General features: G+C 39.3%; 15 protein-coding genes. 2 read left to right on the top strand and 13 right to left on the bottom strand.

The window, feature by feature from the left end:
• Positions 1–48: 48 nt before the first annotated feature.
• From ACE1ET_RS01440 to ACE1ET_RS01425, 4 genes are read right to left on the bottom strand one after another with little or no spacing between them, the layout of a single operon-like run.
• Positions 49–708 carry a DUF4956 domain-containing protein gene (locus tag ACE1ET_RS01440; protein WP_375726576.1) on the bottom strand — a complete coding sequence of 220 codons (660 nt, stop codon included), beginning with the start codon at positions 706–708 and terminating at the stop codon, positions 49–51.
• Positions 709–716: 8 nt separating this feature from the next.
• On the bottom strand, positions 717–1,487 hold the full coding sequence (locus tag ACE1ET_RS01435; RefSeq protein ID WP_375726575.1) for a polyphosphate polymerase domain-containing protein: 771 nt from the start codon (positions 1,485–1,487) through the stop codon (positions 717–719).
• Positions 1,465–1,884, bottom strand: coding sequence for a hypothetical protein (locus ACE1ET_RS01430; protein ID WP_375726574.1), 420 nt, complete (start codon positions 1,882–1,884; stop codon positions 1,465–1,467). Before ACE1ET_RS01430 ends, ACE1ET_RS01435 begins: the two co-directional genes overlap by 23 nt.
• A gap of 2 nt (positions 1,885–1,886) precedes the next feature.
• A complete protein-coding gene (locus ACE1ET_RS01425) occupies positions 1,887–2,969 on the bottom strand; it encodes a hypothetical protein (protein ID WP_375726573.1) in 1,083 nt (360 codons plus the stop codon).
• A gap of 400 nt (positions 2,970–3,369) precedes the next feature.
• Here ACE1ET_RS01425 and ruvA point away from each other — a divergent pair, with 400 nt between their 5' ends.
• Both ruvA and sov read left to right on the top strand, forming a co-directional pair.
• Positions 3,370–3,951, top strand: coding sequence for a Holliday junction branch migration protein RuvA (gene ruvA / locus ACE1ET_RS01420; protein WP_375726572.1), 582 nt, complete (start codon positions 3,370–3,372; stop codon positions 3,949–3,951).
• Positions 3,952–3,958: 7 nt separating this feature from the next.
• A complete protein-coding gene (sov, locus tag ACE1ET_RS01415; protein WP_375726571.1) occupies positions 3,959–11,272 on the top strand; it encodes a T9SS outer membrane translocon Sov/SprA in 7,314 nt (2,437 codons plus the stop codon).
• A 35-nt stretch (positions 11,273–11,307) separates the two neighbouring features.
• Here the strand turns inward: sov and ACE1ET_RS01410 are convergent, their stop codons facing one another.
• The 9 genes from ACE1ET_RS01410 to ACE1ET_RS01370 all read right to left on the bottom strand — a co-directional run bounded on the left by ACE1ET_RS01410 (position 11,308) and on the right by ACE1ET_RS01370 (position 19,193).
• Positions 11,308–11,679 (bottom strand): hypothetical protein, encoded by a 372-nt coding sequence (locus ACE1ET_RS01410; RefSeq protein WP_375726570.1) that lies wholly within the window; start codon positions 11,677–11,679, stop codon positions 11,308–11,310.
• Between the two features lie 164 nt (positions 11,680–11,843).
• Entirely contained in the window at positions 11,844–12,635 is a 792-nt protein-coding gene (locus ACE1ET_RS01405) for a tetratricopeptide repeat protein (RefSeq protein ID WP_375726569.1), read from the bottom strand.
• A 90-nt stretch (positions 12,636–12,725) separates the two neighbouring features.
• Positions 12,726–13,850: a hypothetical protein gene (locus ACE1ET_RS01400; RefSeq protein WP_375726568.1), complete on the bottom strand. Its 1,125-nt coding sequence runs from the start codon at positions 13,848–13,850 to the stop codon at positions 12,726–12,728.
• Between the two features lie 240 nt (positions 13,851–14,090).
• Entirely contained in the window at positions 14,091–15,035 is a 945-nt protein-coding gene (tolA, locus tag ACE1ET_RS01395) for a hypothetical protein (RefSeq protein ID WP_375726567.1), read from the bottom strand.
• Positions 15,036–15,041: 6 nt separating this feature from the next.
• Positions 15,042–15,437 (bottom strand): ExbD/TolR family protein, encoded by a 396-nt coding sequence (locus tag ACE1ET_RS01390; protein ID WP_375726566.1) that lies wholly within the window; start codon positions 15,435–15,437, stop codon positions 15,042–15,044.
• On the bottom strand, positions 15,438–15,830 hold the full coding sequence (locus ACE1ET_RS01385) for an ExbD/TolR family protein (protein WP_375726565.1): 393 nt from the start codon (positions 15,828–15,830) through the stop codon (positions 15,438–15,440). It lies immediately after the preceding gene.
• Positions 15,831–15,840: 10 nt separating this feature from the next.
• Positions 15,841–16,542, bottom strand: a complete 702-nt coding sequence (locus ACE1ET_RS01380; protein ID WP_375726564.1) for a MotA/TolQ/ExbB proton channel family protein — start codon at positions 16,540–16,542, stop codon at positions 15,841–15,843.
• Positions 16,543–16,750: 208 nt separating this feature from the next.
• On the bottom strand, positions 16,751–18,043 hold the full coding sequence (locus tag ACE1ET_RS01375; protein WP_375726563.1) for a glycosyltransferase family 4 protein: 1,293 nt from the start codon (positions 18,041–18,043) through the stop codon (positions 16,751–16,753).
• A gap of 40 nt (positions 18,044–18,083) precedes the next feature.
• Entirely contained in the window at positions 18,084–19,193 is a 1,110-nt protein-coding gene (locus ACE1ET_RS01370) for a beta-alanine-activating enzyme beta-propeller domain-containing protein (protein WP_375726562.1), read from the bottom strand.
• Between the last annotated feature and the right edge of the window lie 23 nt (positions 19,194–19,216).

Genomic DNA, 19,216 nt, shown 5'->3' with positions numbered 1-19,216 from the left:
GGGATTATTGAAATTAGTAATAATAAAAAGCTGAAAAGAAAGCGTGATCTAATCATCGTCGTCGTTCGCGAAACCATCTATATCGGCGTCATCGGCCTGATTCTCACTCTCAAAATAATAAATATCAACCCGGGCCGTATCACGCAGAAAGTCAATCTTACCAACTTCTACCCTGTTGATTTTAAGACCGGTGCGTTCTTCGAGATCTCTTTTTAGTTCGGATCTGGTTTCAGGCTTTATTAATTCTATTTTCTCGTAAACGATCGATTTTGTTGACTCATGACGCAGCAACATCATCCTTTCCAGAAAATATGCTGTAATCACAAGAATAATATTAGTCAACAACAACTCGGCATACGATATTTTTTTGTTAGCCAAAGCGTTAATTACTGAAATACCGATTACCAGAAAAAGATACGTCATTTCTTTTATCGGGATTTGCCTGGTTCGGTATCTGATAATACCGAAAATGGCGAACAAGCCAAGTGCAAAACCAATTTCCAGTTTTACGTTTTCCAAAAGGAAACACAATAAAAAGATAACTGTGGAAATAATGATGTATGTAAAAAAGTAATCTTTACGCTTTCTGACTCTGTAATATAAAAACCGTACAATTATGAATACAAAGAAAAAATTTACTAGGAATCTGATAAACAATTCAAGCGTACTGGGACCATCGATAAGATCGATATTAAAAATTTCTACCATTGGGTTTTTTACTTAAAATTTTGGATTTTATTTATTCTGCTTTTAAAGTTATTCTGTTTCAAATTATTTTGTAATAAACTGACGCCCACACAGTATTTACTGAAGCCCATCGGATAAACCCGGTTATTCTTTAATAGTGTGGCAAAAGCTGAATTCTTTTCGTACAGATTCCGTTTAATTTCAATAATACAAATAGATTCGTTTGTGAGCGATTTTTCAGTTTCAATATCAATGAAATTCAGTTTATAGTCAATGGTTACCCTTTCCTGAATTTGTTTATTTACCAGAGTAATCCTTATGAATCTATTCCCGAGTTTTGGTTCAAGTAATTCCGATTCGTAAGGCGTATGCTTTGCAACAAACCATCCGTCACCATTTATAGTCTGCTCGGTATGTTCACCCGAATTTTCAATACGTTTTTTTATGGTCTCACCTTTGTTATTCTTGCGCTTTATTTCAAGGAATTGCTTGTTGGTATATACATATCGTCTGACCCTGATTTTATGCCTGTTCAGTTTGCCATTATGATGCATTTTGTACATGCTGAAATCGTTGGTATCAAAATATGTTGTCTCGTATGCATGTTCACGTTCTTCTTCAATTTCCAGCACATAGTAATCCTTACGGAGCTGTTCCAGAAAGAACGGCAACTGAGACCTGCTGCATACATATTTTGTATCCTTCCGTCTCATCAGTTCAACATTCCCCATTTGATCCAGAGATATCGGATCGAATGAACTGATGACTTTTCTGATATCAGGATCGGAATTCGTACTCATACTTTTTCTTTTTATACAATCTGTCGCGGTCGTCATAATAATGACGTTCAATTTTCAAATCGTCTTTATATATTGTTACAATGCGTTCCTTCTGTTCCCCTTTTTCATTCAGTTCAATTTCCTCAATCAGGTTTGAATTGGTATCATATTTATATTTAATCCACTTCTTCAAATCATCCCCTTTATCTGAATATTCCTTATATTCGATTAAATTTCCCCTGTTGTCGTAATATTCAATTTCATCTATCCAGTATTCTTTGTCCCCGTCGTCAATGCGCATCTCGGAAGTTTTAACCACACTGATACCTTTCTGAACAATTTTCTTACTTGATTGCGCAAAACCTGCGGTCATACAAAATACAAAGATAATAAGACTAAAGACTCTTAATTGATTCATAATTATAGTTTTTCAATGGATATATTACTCAATTCTACATATTGTCCATCCTCTGTAATCGTTGCAAATACTTCCTTAACAATGTTTGCCGTTCCGCCGGTAACATCCTCTGAATATACAAATATCCGATAGGTCCCTTTTATAAGGTTCCGGAATTCAAAGGTACCGTCATCCTGCGTTCTTATCCTGTCATCATAAAAGGTATGATTACCGTATGTGATGTAGATTTCCTGTTCCTGGGCAGGTGTTATATCCTTAATAACCAGGTTGGGATAAGTACTGGAGTTTTTATAATTAGTTACCATTACTTTACCCCGGATGGTTGCAGACCCCTCGTTCCATTCCTTAATTTTATAGGTGTACATTGTATCAAGCTGTACCGTTGTGTTATTCGATAAGGAAAGGGTTTGTTTTATTTCTACATCAGGCTGAGAAATATCTGCTGTATCATCAGACATATAATATATGGTATAGTCACCTCCCCATATATTGTTAAATTCAAACTGACCGTTGTAACTTGTCTCCACTTTATCATTAAATGAAGTATTGTCACCTAACATTATAAATATGTCCTGGGCTTTTGCAGGGCTTTCCGACAGAAGAATGGAAAGATCATCATTATAGATCCTTTCAATCAGTACCCCATTTATAGCACTGCTTCCCTGATCCCAGTCTTTTATTTTATAGGTATACAATGACCCCAGATCCAGTGATTCATTTTTTCCCAATGTCACCTGTTTCATGATTTCCATCTTGGGTTTTGAATTATCTGATGTGTCATCCGATAAATAAAAAATGGTATATTCACCCGGCCACAAATAAGAAAACTTAAAATCACCGGTATAACTGGTTTCGACCTTATCATCTACTACAGTATTATTTCCAAACATAATATATATATCCTCTGCCTTTGCTGGCGTTTCTGACAAAAGCACAGAACGATCTTCATTGTAAACCCTTTCCATCAACTCACCTTTAATCTCGCTGTTTCCACCGAAACCTTCATCCTGAGAACAGGCAGTTAACAAAGTTATTCCCACAACAAGAACAATGTAGAGGAATTTAAACGGAACATTCTTTACCATTTTGTAAAATTAGTGTTAATTATTGAAACAATCACCCTTTAAGCGCGCTAAAATTAATAAAATAATTTTAACATTACAATACACTTGTATCAAATCTGTAATATTATTGTAATAACCAAAATTAAAGCTAAAAAAAATCTATTAACCAAAGGAATCAACAAAACAGGAACATTCTTCTCCGAACTATGATTATTCCAATATGTTTATATAATCGTACTTCAAAACCCTCCTGTTAATTTATAAAACAACACTTATTTTGACTTACCAATTTCAGTTCTTTCCATCCATAAATTTTATTATACATTTATTATCTGCACCGCCAGGTTTTGCAGATTGCGTTTTATTATACCACGGTTTTAATTATATTTGCTTGCCAATTTCTAAGCATAAAAATTGATGTATGATAAGCTATATTAAAGGGGAGATTGCTGATAAATTTCCAACCCATATTGTAATGGATGTACATGGCATTGGATATCATATCAATATTTCCCTTAATACCTTTTCTCAAATTGCGGAGCAAAAACAAATTTTATTGCATATCCATGAAATAATTCGTGAAGATACGCATGAATTATACGGATTTTGGTCGGTTCGTGAACGGGAAGTTTTTCGCCATCTTATTTCTGTTTCAGGTATTGGAGCCAATACGGCCCGAATGATCTTATCTTCCCTGCAGGTTGAAGAACTGGAACAGGTGATTATATCAGGAAATGTAAATGTGCTGAAAAGTATAAAAGGTATTGGATTAAAGACCGCCCAACGGGTAATTGTTGACCTGAAAGACAAAATCGGAAAATCTGCTTCAGCAGCCGAAATATTTACTCCGGCAGACAATACTATAAAGAATGAAGCGTTATCTGCTTTAGTTATGTTGGGCTTTACACGTAATGCTTCAGAAAAGGCCATTGATAAAGTGTTAAAAACTTCAGGAAATTATGCCGTTGAAGAAGTAATAAAACTTGCCCTAAAACAGTTGTAAGTATTTAATGAGGTTGATAAAAAAAGTGCATTGGAATCTGTTCAGGCTTAAATTAGTACTACCCGTTTTGTTCGGTACTTTTTTGTTGTTATCGTCGCATGGTCAAACCAGCGATACTACATTGCTTTATCCGGTTAAAAGTATACAGTCTGATCCTTACACACAGGATGATGCTTCAGGCATAGATTTGAAAAATCCTAAAAACTTCAAACAGGTTACAGAATACGACCCGGAAACGGGAAATTACATAATTCGGAATATGGTGGGTGATGTGGAAGTTGGCTCTCCTACCCTCATGTCGTACGAAGAGTATAAAAAATACGACATGAACCGCTCTCTGAATGACTTCTGGCGCAATAAACAACTGGAGGAAGCAGGAAGGAAACAAGGTGGTCCGCTAGACATCAACATTAACCTGGGGAAAGCCAGTGCCATATTCGGAGAAGGAGGTATAAAACTGAAACCTCAGGGATATGCTGAACTTCAGTTTGGGGTTAAAACCAATAATATAGATAATCCTGCGCTTTCTGAAGACCTCAGAAAAACAACCATTTTTGACTTTGACGAAAAAATTGTACTAAGTGTAGCCGGTTCTGTGGGTGACCGTATAAAAATGAACATGGACTATAACACCGAAGCTACTTTCGATTTTGACAACACCATAAACCTTAATTATGAAGGGAAAGAAGATGACATTGTTAAAAAGGTAGAGGCCGGAAACGTTAGTCTTCCCCTTGGTGGCTCACTGATACGAGGTAGTCAGAGCCTCTTTGGTGTAAAAACAGAACTGCAATTCGGTAAATTAAGTGTGGCTACTGTTTTTTCACAGCAGGAATCGGAAACAGAAACCATGACATTAAAAGGCGGAGCCACGTCCAGCGATTTTGATATCAGGGCGGATGAATATGATGCCAACCGAAACTTTTTTCTGACACACTTTTTCGAAAAGAACTACGATAACTGGATGAAAAATATTCCTGTTATCATGTCTGGTCTCGTCATTAATCGTATTGAAGTTTGGGTGACCAATAAACGTGGCGACTATAACGATTCAAGAAACATTGTAGCCTTTATGGACCTTGCTGAACCTCAAGCAGCAGATATCTATAATGATAGATGGACACCTAGTACTGAAGGGGTAAATCCGGCATATATTGCACCTGCCAATAAATTTAACACCCTTTACAGCCAGCTGAACTCAACCTATAACGGATTCCGTAATATAAGTGAAATTTCCAGTGAATTTAGCGGAGTAATGCAAGGAGGAGTAGATTATGAAAAAATTGAAAATGCCAGACTTTTATCTTCCAATGAATATACACTTAATAAGAATCTGGGGTACATTTCATTAAATACAGCACTTAATTCTGATGAGGTACTTGCTGTTGCCTTTGAATACCAGTACAGAGGTCAGGTGTACCAGGTTGGTGAATTTTCAACCGACAGTATTCGTTCACCTCAGGCGCTGGCGGTAAAATTATTAAAAGGAACAAACCTGAGTCCGAAACTGAAAACATGGGACCTGATGATGAAAAACATCTACTCCCTTGATGCACGTCAGGTTGATCGTGAAGATTTCAGATTTGAGGTAATGTACCGTTCAGACAGCCTGGGAACAAATATTAATTACCTTCCGGAACCAGGATTAAGAGATGAACGTCTGCTGAACCTGATGAAACTCGACCGTTTAAATTCTCAAAACGAACAGGGCTCTGATGGTTTTTTCGACTGGGTTCCGGGTCTGACGATTATTCCTGACAGAGGTAAGATTATCTTCCCGGTTACCAAGCCATTCAGCTCAAAATACCTCAGTACATTTATGAGTCCGACGCTGGCAGATAAGTATGCCTACGATTCACTTTATACACAGACGATCACTGTTGCCACTCAAAATGCTGAAAAAAATAAATTCATTCTGGAAGGTTCCTATAAAGCAGCTTCGGGTTCTGAAATCAAGCTGAATGCCTTTAACATTCCACGAGGCTCAGTGGTTGTTACTGCTGGTGGACGAACACTGACAGAAAATGTGGATTATACGGTGGACTATGCATCGGGATATTTAAAAATATTAAATCAGGCCATTCTTGATTCAGGAACACCGATCCAGGTTTCCATGGAAAACTCAGCGACTTTCAGTCTACAAAAGAAGACCATGATCGGTACGCACCTCGATTACCGGTTCAATGATGATTTTACTCTGGGTGGTACCATCATGCACCTTTATGAAAGGCCTCTAACCCAGAAAGTGTCTATTGGAGAAGATCCTATTTCTAATACAATTTGGGGACTGAATGGTGCATACAAAGCTGAAATGCCATTCCTGACTAAACTTATTGATAAACTGCCGCTCATTCAAACCAAAGCGCCATCATCTATTGCAGTGAACGGTGAATTTGCACAATTAATTCCGGGTCATGCCAAAGTTATTGGTGGTGGTGGCTCCGTATATCTGGATGATTTTGAAGCGACTAAAATAGGCATCGATATCAAACATTATTTCTCATGGAAACTGTCCTCTACGCCAACCGAAATAGTAAATGCCACAAACCCGATCACAAATCTTGATTATGGGAAACACCGGGCACGTATTGCATGGTATACCATTGACAGGCTTTTCCAGTATGACAACAGTAACCTGATGCCCAGCCATATTAAAAATGATCCTGAAATGCGTTCCAATAATTATTCCCGCGCGGTAAGTGAGAATAACCTTTTCCCTAACAAAGATAACGCATACGGAGAATCCACATTGATTCCAATTCTGAACGTCGCATATTATCCAACTGAAAAAGGACCATACAACTTTAGTCTTGACCTGAATCCTCAAACCGGAAAAATGAATAACCCTGATCAAAACTGGGGCGGTGTAATGCGCAGAATGGAGACCACTGATTTTGAACAGGCCAACATTGAATATATAGAATTCTGGGTGATGGACCCGTTTATTGAGGGCGACTCGCCAAATAAAAATAAAACGGGAGGTAAACTTGTTTTTAACCTGGGTGAAATTTCAGAAGATGTATTAAAGGATGGCCGGAAATCATTTGAATATGGTCTGCCGGCAACCAGTGATATAAACGGGCTGGTTGACACAACAAGTTGGGGACGTGTTCCGGTTAAGCAGTCCCTGACCCAGGCATTTGCCAACACCGAAAACAGCAGGATTTACCAGGACGTTGGACTGGATGGTTTGGATGATACGGATGAAAGTACATTTTTTAGTGGATATCTTGATTCGCTTACTCAAATACTTACCCGGGGTTCCAGTACATATGTTGACAGTTTATTCAATGATCCGGCCCAGGATGACTATCATTATTACAGGGGATCAGATTATGATGCTGCTAAAACAAGTATTCTGAATCGCTACAAACTGTATAATAATATGCAGGGCAACTCACCTACTGATGCGCAATCCAATGAAGCCTATTCAACCACCGGATCGAACCTGCCGGATGCCGAAGATATTAACCAGGATAACACATTAAGCGAGAATGATAACTACTACCGGTATGTTGTAGATCTTTATCCTGATCAAATGAAAATTGGCGGGCAAAAGTATATTACGGATGTCAAAACGGAACATGTAAAACTGGCTAACGGAAATGAAGATTCTGTAAAGTGGTACCAGTTCAGAATTCCTGTGTCTGACTATGACAATGTCGTAGGATCAATTTCCGGTTTTAAATCCATTCGTTTTATGAGAATGTTTCTGGAAGATTTCGAAGAACCGGTGATCCTTCGTTTTGCAACGTTGGAACTGGTTCGCGGAGAATGGCGCAAGTATACTGTTCCTTTGGATGAAATAGGAGAAAACAACTACAAAGATGGTGGTGTCATTGATATCGGTTCGGTAAATATTGAAGAAAACAGTGACAGGACTCCGGTCAACTATGTACTTCCTCCTGGTGTAGACCGGGTTATTGATCCGGGTCAGCCACAACTAAGACAACTGAATGAGCAGTCTATGACCTTAAAGGTTCTGAATCTGGCACCTCAGGATGCAAGAGCGGTATATAAAACCTTACAGATGGATATGCGTCAGTATAAACGCCTGCAAATGTGGGTACATGCAGAAGAACTGGTCAATGCTCCCGGTGTTAACACCAATCTTGAAGATGATGACCTCTCCATCTTTATCCGGTTGGGATCCGATTTCAAGAACAACTATTACGAATACGAAATTCCTTTAAAGCTAACGCCTCCGAGGGTTTATAACAATGATAATACGGCACATCGTGAAATGGTATGGCCGGATGAAAACAAGTTTGATATTCCATTCGATCTGCTCACAAGTTTCAAGTTAAAACGTAACCGTGAATCCAGGGCATCAGGTAGCGATGTAAAAATATCGCAGCGTAAAGGCGAACCGGTACCAGATGATCCTACACACTGGGTTTACATTAAAGGTAACCCTTCACTTAGCGATGTCAGAACCATTATGATTGGGGTACGTAATAAACGCCGTCAGACAACGGAATACCGCTCTGGTGAGGTTTGGGTAAATGAACTGCGTTTATCAGAATTTGATGAACAAGGCGGATGGGCAGGCATTGGAAGTATGTCTTTGAAACTGGCGGATCTGGGTACAGTAAACATGTCCGGAAGTATTAGTACTGCTGGTTTTGGCGGACTTGAACAGAATCTTATGGAGCGTCAGATTGATGACCTGAGTAGTTACGATGTCTCTACCAGCTTACAATTGGGTAAATTCTTCCCGCAAAAAGCCCAGATCAGTTTGCCTGTAAATTATTCCTATTCAAAAGATGTTGTCAGTCCTAAATATAACCCGCTTGATGAGGACGTAAAACTTCAGGATGCCATAAACAGCGCCGTAACTCAAACCGAAAAAGATTCTATCAAGAGTATGTCTTTGGATGTAACCACCAGAAAAAGTATAAGTCTGCCGAATGTACGCATTGGATATGGGGGCGAAAAGAAACAGTTCTTTGATCCGAACAATGTGACGATGAACTTTGCATATAACGAAACGGAGCGTACATCCCCCACTATTCAGCGGGATCTTTCCAAAAACTTCCGTGGAGGATTGCAGTACAGCTATGCCACATCTGCAAAGCCGGTTGAGCCGTTCAAAAAAGTGAAGTTTCTCGAATCGGATATACTGGCATTGATTCGTGATTTTAATTTTTACTATCTGCCAACAACGTTCAGTTTCAGAACGGATATGAACAGGGACTATAACGAAATGCTCTACAGGGACATCAGCAATACCGGTGTTGAGTTACCCCTTTCTGTAGGTAAGGACTGGTACTGGAACAGGCAATTCGATATTAAATATAAACTTGCCAACTCCCTGCAGTTAAGCCTTACATCGCAGTCAAACGCGCTTATTGGCGAACCTGATTACCTGAACAATGATTCTGTGACTGTTTCTTTAAATAAAAGGACACAGCGGGCCTATTATGCGGCATGGCAGGATTCAGTGATGCAAAGCATACGTGAATGGGGTCGCTCCGTCATGTACCATCAGGTATTTAGCGCAAGCTATACTGTTCCCTTTTCTAAAATTCCTTTACTGGATTGGATTTCAGCTGACGGTACGTATAATGCCACTTATGACTGGCAACGCGGTGCAAATTCTTTAAACCCAAAATACTCCAATCTGTTTTTGGGTCATACCGTAGAAAACTCACGAAATATCAACATCAATACCACATTAAGTTTTACAGGGCTCTATTCAAAATGGAAGTTTCTGGATGATGCCAATAAAAAGTATGGCAGAGCGGGTTCAAACCGGTCAAGCGGTGCAAAAAAAATGGTTACTGTAAGGTATGAGAATAAGTTTGATTTTCCCGAGGGCCAGAAAGTTGTGATCAATCATAAGTTGGGAAGTAAAACGCCGAATGTCAGGATTTACGATGCTGATAATAAACAGGTGATGGGTAAACGAAATATAGTGGATGAAAACACCATTGACTTTACCGCCAACCAAACCGTTGATGGTGCAAGAGTTGTCATCACCGCCAGAGTTCAGGAAAAGAGTAACCCGGTTATTGAGGTATTGCAACGGACTGCCCGCGTACTTATGGGTGTAAAAAATGTGTCTGCCAATTATACCAGGAATAACAGTCTGATCATTCCGGGATTTGACGGTGAACCCAACATCATTGGTCAGGATAATATTGGTGGTCTGCCTGCACCGGGTTATGCCTTTGCTTTTGGAAGTCAGAGCCTTGACATAATTGATCAGGCGAACCAAAACGGATGGCTGATTAACAATGCACTGATGACCGATCCTTATATCAGCCAGCAAATGGAACAGTTCAGAGGACAGGCGTCCATCGAACCGATTAATGGACTCAGGATTACTTTAAATACAACTTGGGCACAAAACCAGGTTATAGGAGCCAATTATTATTACGATACAGAAAACGGCAACCAGTTTATTCCTGAAGCTAATAAAACCATGACCGGTAATTTCTCCATGTCTTGGATATCCCTTCGTACAGCATTCGAAAAAGTTCATGAAGATGAAAGTTATTCTTATGCACCATATACTGAATTTGTAAAACACAACAGATCCATTATAGCACAAAGGACAGGAAATAATGACCTCAATTCACAGGAAGTGCTTATTCCTGCTTTCCTTGCTGGTTATTCAGGAATTGATGCACACAACATAAAACTTTATTCTAACGGCATGCCGGATATTTTCAGCCAGTTACCAAACTGGAACATCAGGTACGATGGTTTATCAAAAATTCCGTTGCTGCAGAAGTATTTCAGGAACGTAACATTGAACCACAGTTACACAGCCACATATAATATTGCAGGATTCAACACCAATCTTTCCTCGGGGCAACTTGAAATACCAACTGTAAATATTACAGAAGCACTTAATCCGTTGTTAAATGTTGATATGGCGTTCAAAAACAGCCTTACCGGTTCTTTGGAAATGAGCAAAATGAGGAATATCATGCTTAACATCAGCAACAACCAGGTTGTTGAAACCGTCTCAAACGATTTCTCTGTAGGCTTAGGGTACCGTTGGGATAATTTTGATCTGGTCATTAATAGTGGTGGCCGTTCAAAAAATGTAAGCAATGATCTTAACCTCAGGGCAGATTTCACGCTGCGGGATATGAAAACCATCATTCGTAAGATTGAAGAAAACTATAACCAGCCGTCTACGGGACAAAATGCACTGAATATAAAATTAACTGCGGACTATACATTAAGCAGAAGTGTAACCATCCGCTTGTTCTACGACAGACAGGCTATCAATCCTTTGGTATCAACATCATTCTCAACAGCCACATCCAATTTTGGTGTAAGCTTTAAGTTTCAGTTGATTCAGTAACTTTGTCCCGTTAAGCGGTATGAATAAAATAAGACTTATTGTTTCAAAATCCAGTCAATGGCTGCATCATAGGTAGTGAAAGGCTTAATTTGCAAATTCTCTATAAACTCACCCATAGAAGGAAAGATAATTTTTTTCGGATCTTCACAAATCACTGCCAACCTGATGCGTTTAAAAGCAGCCTCTGTCTTCAGATATGCTATCAGATATTGAAAACTGTTGATATCCATTTTAAGATTGCAGGCACAAATGTTATTAATAACACCGAGTACGTTTTCATCAAGCATATTATTAGTCAGTAGAAACTTCCATGATTCTATGATGTCCTGCACTTCTATATTTCCCTCAAAATCTCTTATCAGGACCGTTCCTGAAGGATAATTTTGTTGATCATAATGAATTGACATAATAATATTTTTCTGGTTCAGCTAACATTTACTTCTACGTATTACTTAACTGTATTAGTTTCCAGCGTACTTAATCAGGTGAAAAGATAAAATAACTTTATCATTTTCGGAAATTTTTGGAGTACTCAATTTACGTACTTTTTCGAAAGAAATCAATACAGCTTTTACCAATAACCCTTACACCTCTCTTTTTCGGCAACTTTAAGTACAGTGAATCCTTGTTCTATCGCCTTTTTAAAATCTGCACATCCCTCCTCTTCCTTTCCTGTAGTATATTTTGCCAGACCACGAAGAAAATAAGCATTTTTATTATCCGGCTCAAGTTTTATGGCTTTATTACAATCCACAATTGCCTCATTCAGTCTATCAGGAAACCACGTTCCGGCCCTGTTGATATAAACCCTTGCATTTGCTGAATCAATATCAAGGTAGGTTGAAAAATCGTTTCTGGCCATTTGAGAATTTGCCGTTGCCATATAAATTCTGGCTCTGTCCAGATATAAGTCAGGTTCAGGGGCTTCCTCTGCAAGTTGTTCATTCAAATGCTGCAGCTCTTCTGTAAAATCAGGATATACCCAAAATCCCATAGTTGCCTTTACCCTGCCTCCACAGGTATCGTCAATCAGATCAAAAGACACGTAATAATCATTCTTATACATCTTGTAAATTCCCGGACCCGGACAGGAAAGGCCTTCCTTATCAGTAAATATTATCGTATCTCCCTGAACCGAATACAGACTTGTCACCTCAACTGTACTATCGTTACCAAAATCGACATCCACCGTTCCATCTATATTAAAATTCAAACTTACAGGCCCCTGCATTGACATGCGCAGAACCTGCATATCAAGACCGGTTATAGTTTTGGGATCATGTTTTGTCTCTGACTTTTTGGAAGCATTCTTACATCCGAACATGCTTAATAAAAAGACAAAAAGCAACAGCGGGGTTTTCATGGCGATTTGATTGAAATTAAACGATGTATTGCTTCTACTAATATGTAAAGTTATAACATAAATTACTGAATATGTATATTTTTACTTATCTCAAGATACCACGAAAATTTTCATGGTTATCGGTGTCTTGTTTAGCAGTTGTAAGCTGACAATATAGATTCCCTTTTTTAACGAGGATATATCCACAGGCGAGCAACTTCTTCGCACACATAATTTTCCTGTAGGTTCATATACCGATATCTCAAAATTCTCAATATCCTGAATAATCAACTCCTTTAAAACAGGATCATACAACACATTTTTATTTTGATAATCCAGTCTGGTTTGCGTATTTATATCTGACAAACTTAATCTGAATAATGATGCTTTACCGGTTGGGCTTTCCTCTGAGGTCACCAGATAATTATTTGTTCCGGTTGCTGCAATACCTTCAATTTTTGCTGAATAACCATCAAATACCACCAGCTGGGTTCTGGAAACGGGTTTTAAACTTAAGGGCGTTTGTGTAAATTCATCAATTTCAACCATCAAAGGATATTCATCCGTATACCCGCACAGCAGGATTTTTTGACCTTTACTGTTATATGTTGCATCTGTAATTAAACCATAGGGATTGATGCTGTCGCGAAGGTATGCCGTCTGATCTCCCGGAGTTTTTGCAACTTTATAGATATTGCATTTTGCATCTTTCCAGTTTTTGGTAAAGATCCATAGCGAATCAGAAAAGGCTAAAAGGGTCTCTGCATCATAATTCGAAGCATAAGGCTTTGGTGAAAAATCAGTCTGATCCGAGTAACTGAACCGAATTGTATCAACCATTAACGTATCCGTATCACCCTTCATATAATCATCCAACGATAAACGATATATTCGCAAATCAGTACGCGCTCCGTAGTTATTTCCAAAATCGCCGATATACATGTAATGATCATCGGAACCTACTGCTTCCCAGTCTACATTGGACGCATTTTTCAGAAAAACAGTACGTAAAACTTCACCCGAAATACTGTCCAGCTCAAACAGTTCCGGTTTACCATCAGAATCGTTATGAGAAATTAACCTCCCGTGTACAAAGTTCAGTCCGGAAGACTCAGCAACTCTGGTATTTAAAAAAGTAACAGGATCAAATTGTTGCGCAGAAAGTTGAAGGAAAGAGATCAGAATAAAAAAAGCACATGCAAGCCTGTATTTTCCTGTTAAAGATTTAACAATCATTCCGGATCTCGTTTAATCAGACATATAATAAAAACTTCCGGTTTTAAGTTACCGGAAGTTTTTATTTGTACAACTCAGTAGGTTAATTTCATACTGTTCTGATAATGCAATCAGCCTTGTATGAAAGTCAAACAGAACCTAAATTTACAACTTAAATGCTAAGTCGCCAAGTCATTTTAAATGAAGAATTTAACAAATATGGAAATTACCTACTAATCAGGTTGGATAAAATGCAGTCTGTTAATCTAAACTGAAAGTATACTTTATTTTACCTATTTGCTTAATCGGAGCAGTAGGATCGTCATTAAATCTTGCTTTTAACGCTGCTTCTTTAGCTACCCGCCATAGTTCTGCATTTTGAGTGGTTGATCCTAATAAAATTGGTGTAGCACTTATTACACGTCCGGAACGATCAACCTCAATCTGAACAACAACAATTCCATCTTCCTGAATATTATAAACCGGTAAGGGTAGTGAACCAACATTACTTCTTCCTGTCAACTCAAATCCAACACCTTCTGTGCCAAGTCCTGTACCCGAATAAGTACCGGTATTCGCAGCCCCGTTTGGTGATCCCTGATTACCCGCATCTCCGGTTTGACCTTCGCCTGAAGTATTGGCATTACCGGCTCCACCCCCAAATGCATTCTGTGTCCGCTGACGTATTTCTGCTGCTTTACGTTCGCGTTCCAGGCGCTCGCGCTCAAGCCGTTCCGCTTCTTCCTTTTTCTTCCGTTCAATCTCTTCCAGACGTTTGCGTTCCGCCTCTTCTGCCGCTTTTCGGATGCGTTCCGCTTCTTCTGCTTCTTTTTGTTTTCTAAGTTCTTCCGCTTTACGGGCTATTTCTTCCTCAGTCTCCTGTTTGCGTTTTCCGCTTTCAATAACCGGCGCTTCATCAAAATCCTGAGTCTCTACATCTTCTTTCACATCTTCCGATGTCTGTGGCTGAGCCTTTACAGGTTCTGAAACAGTAGGAGATTTTGGTTTTGAAGCAGGCTTTTCAACTGATGGGGCCGGTTCCTGAAGACCTGTTCCCACGACGGAATTACCAAAATCCACCAATATACCCTCTTCGGAATCCGGCATAATGGCTTTGAATCCGAAAAAAATCAGCAATAATAACATCACCACAACCGATATGATGGTATAAATTGTTGCTTTGGTATTTTCCTTTCTGTGTTCCAAGTCTTTCTATTTTCCCCTTGTTGCCAGGATCAGTTTATACTTATTGCGTCGAGCTATATTCAGTATTTTTCCCACCTCTGAAAACGGCACGCTTTCATCTGTATGTAATGCAATATAAATATCCGGATCCAGTGATAATTTTTCCTGTAAACGTGGCTCTATTTCATTAAAATTCACCTGCTCTCCTTCAATGTAATATTTCATATCCGAAGTTATGGAAACCGTGGTATTCGGTTTTGCCGATGTTTGATGCGCACCAAACGGCAACTTCAGTTTTCTGATGGCTACTGGTGTTACCAGAGTGGAAGTTATCATGAAAAAGATAAGCAAAAGAAACACGATATCAGTCATGGAAGACATGCTGAACCCCGAATCTACCTTATTTCTTCTTCTGAACGCCATCTATTTAATATTTAATGCCACCTGATAATTATTATCCTTTGCAAGGTTCAAAACCGTAACAGCCTGTTTTGTGGTCACACCTTTATCGGTTGTCACGTTAATGTAAGTTTTTGACGGATCTTTAATTACCGTACTGATTTCCTGAAGCAGTCCAGCCTCATCCACCCGTTTACCATTTACAAAATACGAACCTGCATTGCTTACTCTTACCGTAATATAATTGCTGATCTGCTCTGTTTTATGCTCGGCTTTTCGCGGCATTAACAGTTTTAATGCATTCGGATGTACCAAAGTAGAAGTAACCATAAAAAATATAAGCAACAGGAATACAATGTCAGTCATTGACGACATACTAAATGATGCATTTACTTTGGTTCTCCGCTTATAAGCCATAAAACGATAATTACGCCGGTTCGTTTAACAAATCGAGAAACTCCATGGTTGATGATTCCATCTTATGAACCACCTTATCCACACGGGCCACCAGAAAGTTATACGCAAAATAGGCAATGATCCCTACAATAAGACCAGCAACGGTAGTTACCATAGCAGTATAAATACCATTTGAAAGCAATCCCACATCAATGTTATTGCCTGCATTGGCCATATCGTAAAATGCCCTGATCATCCCGATAACTGTTCCAAGGAAACCGATCATCGGCGCTCCACCTGAGATAGTTGCCAGGAATGCAAGACCCTTTTCCATTTTCGCAATCTCAAGGTTTCCTACATTTTCAATGGCAGCATTCACGTCTTCCAGGGGACGTCCTAACCGGGTAATCCCTTTTTCTATCATTCTTGCAACCGGTGTTTTTGTCTGTTCACAAAGATTAATAGCTGAATCAATCTTATTGTCCGAAATATAATCCTTGATGCGGTTCATAAATCCCGGATCAACCTTTGATTTTTGTTTAATTACCAGAAACCGTTCGAAAAAGATGTATAAGGCAAAAATGAATAAAAGCGCGATTGGGATCATGATCCATCCGCCTTTTAATGCCAGATCAAAAAAACTTATACCGGTCTGGGCTGTCTCTTCAGCACTTTCGGTCAGTACCGGCATGTCACCCTGAGCCTGTGCAAGCATTAACACGAGAAAATTCATATAATTTGCTTCTTTTATGGTTTACTTAATAACGCAGTGCTAAATTAATTATTTTCCGGCAAAGAGAAATGGGTTGTTGATTGTGTGTTGAAAGGTTCAAATAAATGAATAACTGACAATGAATAATGAACAATTTAAAATGAAACTTTAAACTGTTTAGATCCCTAAAAAAAGTTGATCGTTAAGGTTAATACTTCATTGTTAGTTATTAATTCTTCTTTCTTATTTTATCGTAAACAGTGATCATTTCACCGGCGTGCTTATCAATTTTAAAATGTTTTTCCACACCTTTTCGGGCACTGATACTTCTTTTAGCATGATGACCAGGATCATCGAGTAAGGTTTTAAGAGCTTTTTCCAGCTCTTCCGGCGTATTGTTTTGGTACACCACACCTCCTTTGGTTTTATTGATAATTTCGGGGAAAGCACCCAAAGCAGGCTGCACCATAGGAATTCCCGATGCCATGGATTCGATCATATACAACCCAAAAGCCTCACCGTTTCTTACCGGTACAGAAATCATAGATACCCTTTCGAAAAAGCTATGTCTTGCCTCTCCTTCAAACTCCTCCAAAACTTCAAAATGGTCTGCTAGTCCGGCCTTTCTAAGTTTGCCCAGGTTCTGCTTAATGAATTTGGTATCTGCCCCGGTTGAACCTCCGGTCAGGATCAGCTTTACATCTGCATAATTTGCATCTTTTTTCAGACGAATAAAGGCATCTACCAGAATATCCATGCCATTTTCATGACACATTCTGGATACATAGCCGATATGTCTGTCACCGGTTCCCCGCTCAAAAAAACGATAATCGTCCGGGTTTACGCCCAAATGTATGGTATGCAGTTTATGATCCGGAATATTCAGTACCGGTTTCATCCGTTCTGCAAAATAACTGCTTACCGAAATGTATGCATCAACCTCCTGTCCTTTGTCGGCCATTAGTTTCCATACGCCTTCCCTGACATCAGGCTCCATCACATCTACCCACACATCTTCATCCTGCAATGAGCATACAATGGGAACATTCAGTTTCTTTTTTATCTGGTGTGCGAGTCCTAGCAACAACGCGTTTGATATATGTATCACATCCGGCTTACAATTTTCGGCCATCCAGTCTGTCATTCGTTCCAGTTCCTCCTTCTGCTTGCCTTCTTCGCCCATTAACATCGAAATGGTCATATCTTCCAAACCGGTTGCATCGGTCGATCCGGACATTTTTGCTGCAAATTTCAGCATCGGACCTGAATTCAACAGGTTATCGAACCATTTGGGCGCTTTTCTGAAGATTGGCATCAATTGCTTCAGGTAAATACTTATCGCACCGTAAAACACCGGTGTATCGCCCAAATCGTGTTCATCGGAAAATAAAGGAAGGTACATCGGAATTTTAACCACGTTGTGCCCCTGTTCGCGTAATGCCTCCACGAACTTACTGTCGCGCAAACAGTTTCCGCAGTAAAACGAACCTCCTGAACCAGGTATGATTTGTATGATATTCATCGCATGTGTTTTTTAGTGTGGAAAGCAAAGATAATTATTTTCATTGTTCCCCAAGGCAATACAGATTTCCATCCTCTGCAGCAATTATAATTTTTCCGTCTACCACGGCTGGCGTGGCACTGATGGCAGATCCAAGCTCATAACTCAGTAACTTTTTCCCGGTGTTAAGATCCAGAATCAGTAAATCGCCCCGCATATTTGCGGCAAGTACTTTTGAACCACTTATTACAGGTGAAGCATCCACCCTGCTACCGGTGTTGTATTTCCAGATGACTGAACCGTCTGATTTATCAAAACAGTAAAGAAACTTGTCTCTACAACCAGCCACAACTTTGCCATCAGACAGAGCCGGAGAAGCAATGAAAGCAAGATTTTTATTGACATCTTCCCATCTCCATTTAATAGTTTTGTGTTCCAGATCAATGGCAGAGAAGCGTCCGTCATAGTCGCCGGTATAAGCCATTTTATTTTCAAGTGCGGATGAACCGGCCACATAGGTAGCCACCTCTACTTTCTCATTCAACTTCCCGTCTAATACACTGATAACGTGCAAAAAACCATCACAACCGCCAAATACCACCTCTCCGTTTAAACAGGCAGGTGCCCCGTTAATATAGTTATCCGACTCGTATTTCCACAACAGTTTTCCGGAATCCGGATCAAGTGCATATAAAAAGTAGTCATAACTGCCAAACATCAGAACATCCTTATTTTGCCAGGAATAAACAACCGGCGATCCCATAATCTGACCATCCGTTTTAAATTGCCATAGTTCTTCTCCGGTCTTCAGACTAAGACAAAAAATCGTTCCGTTCAGGTCACCAACAAATACATAAGCACCATGAATAGTTGCCGGTGCTTCAAAACCGCTTTCTGACTTAAATGACCAGAGTTTTTCTCCTATCATGCTGATGGCATACAATGTTCCATCCATTGCGGCAACCACGATGGTTTTCTTACATACAACAGGACTGCTCTTAAACTGATCTTCCGTTGAAAATGTCCAGAGAATCTCAATCTTATCCGGAAATGTTGATTGTGTGACACCAGTCAGCGCTGCATCACCCCTGAAATTGGGCCAGCATGTTTTAGTCTGCCCCGAAACTATAACGGATAAAAACAGAAATATAAATATTACAAATTGTTTCATGAATTATGGAGCTCTTTTAATAA

Source organism: Quyinboa mangrovi (genome assembly GCF_042219825.1).
In the GTDB taxonomy this organism is placed as follows: domain Bacteria; phylum Bacteroidota; class Bacteroidia; order Bacteroidales; family UBA5342; genus JBHJHP01.
The sequence above is the reverse complement of the archived record's forward strand: the minus strand, read 5'-3'. Positions and strand labels throughout refer to the sequence as shown.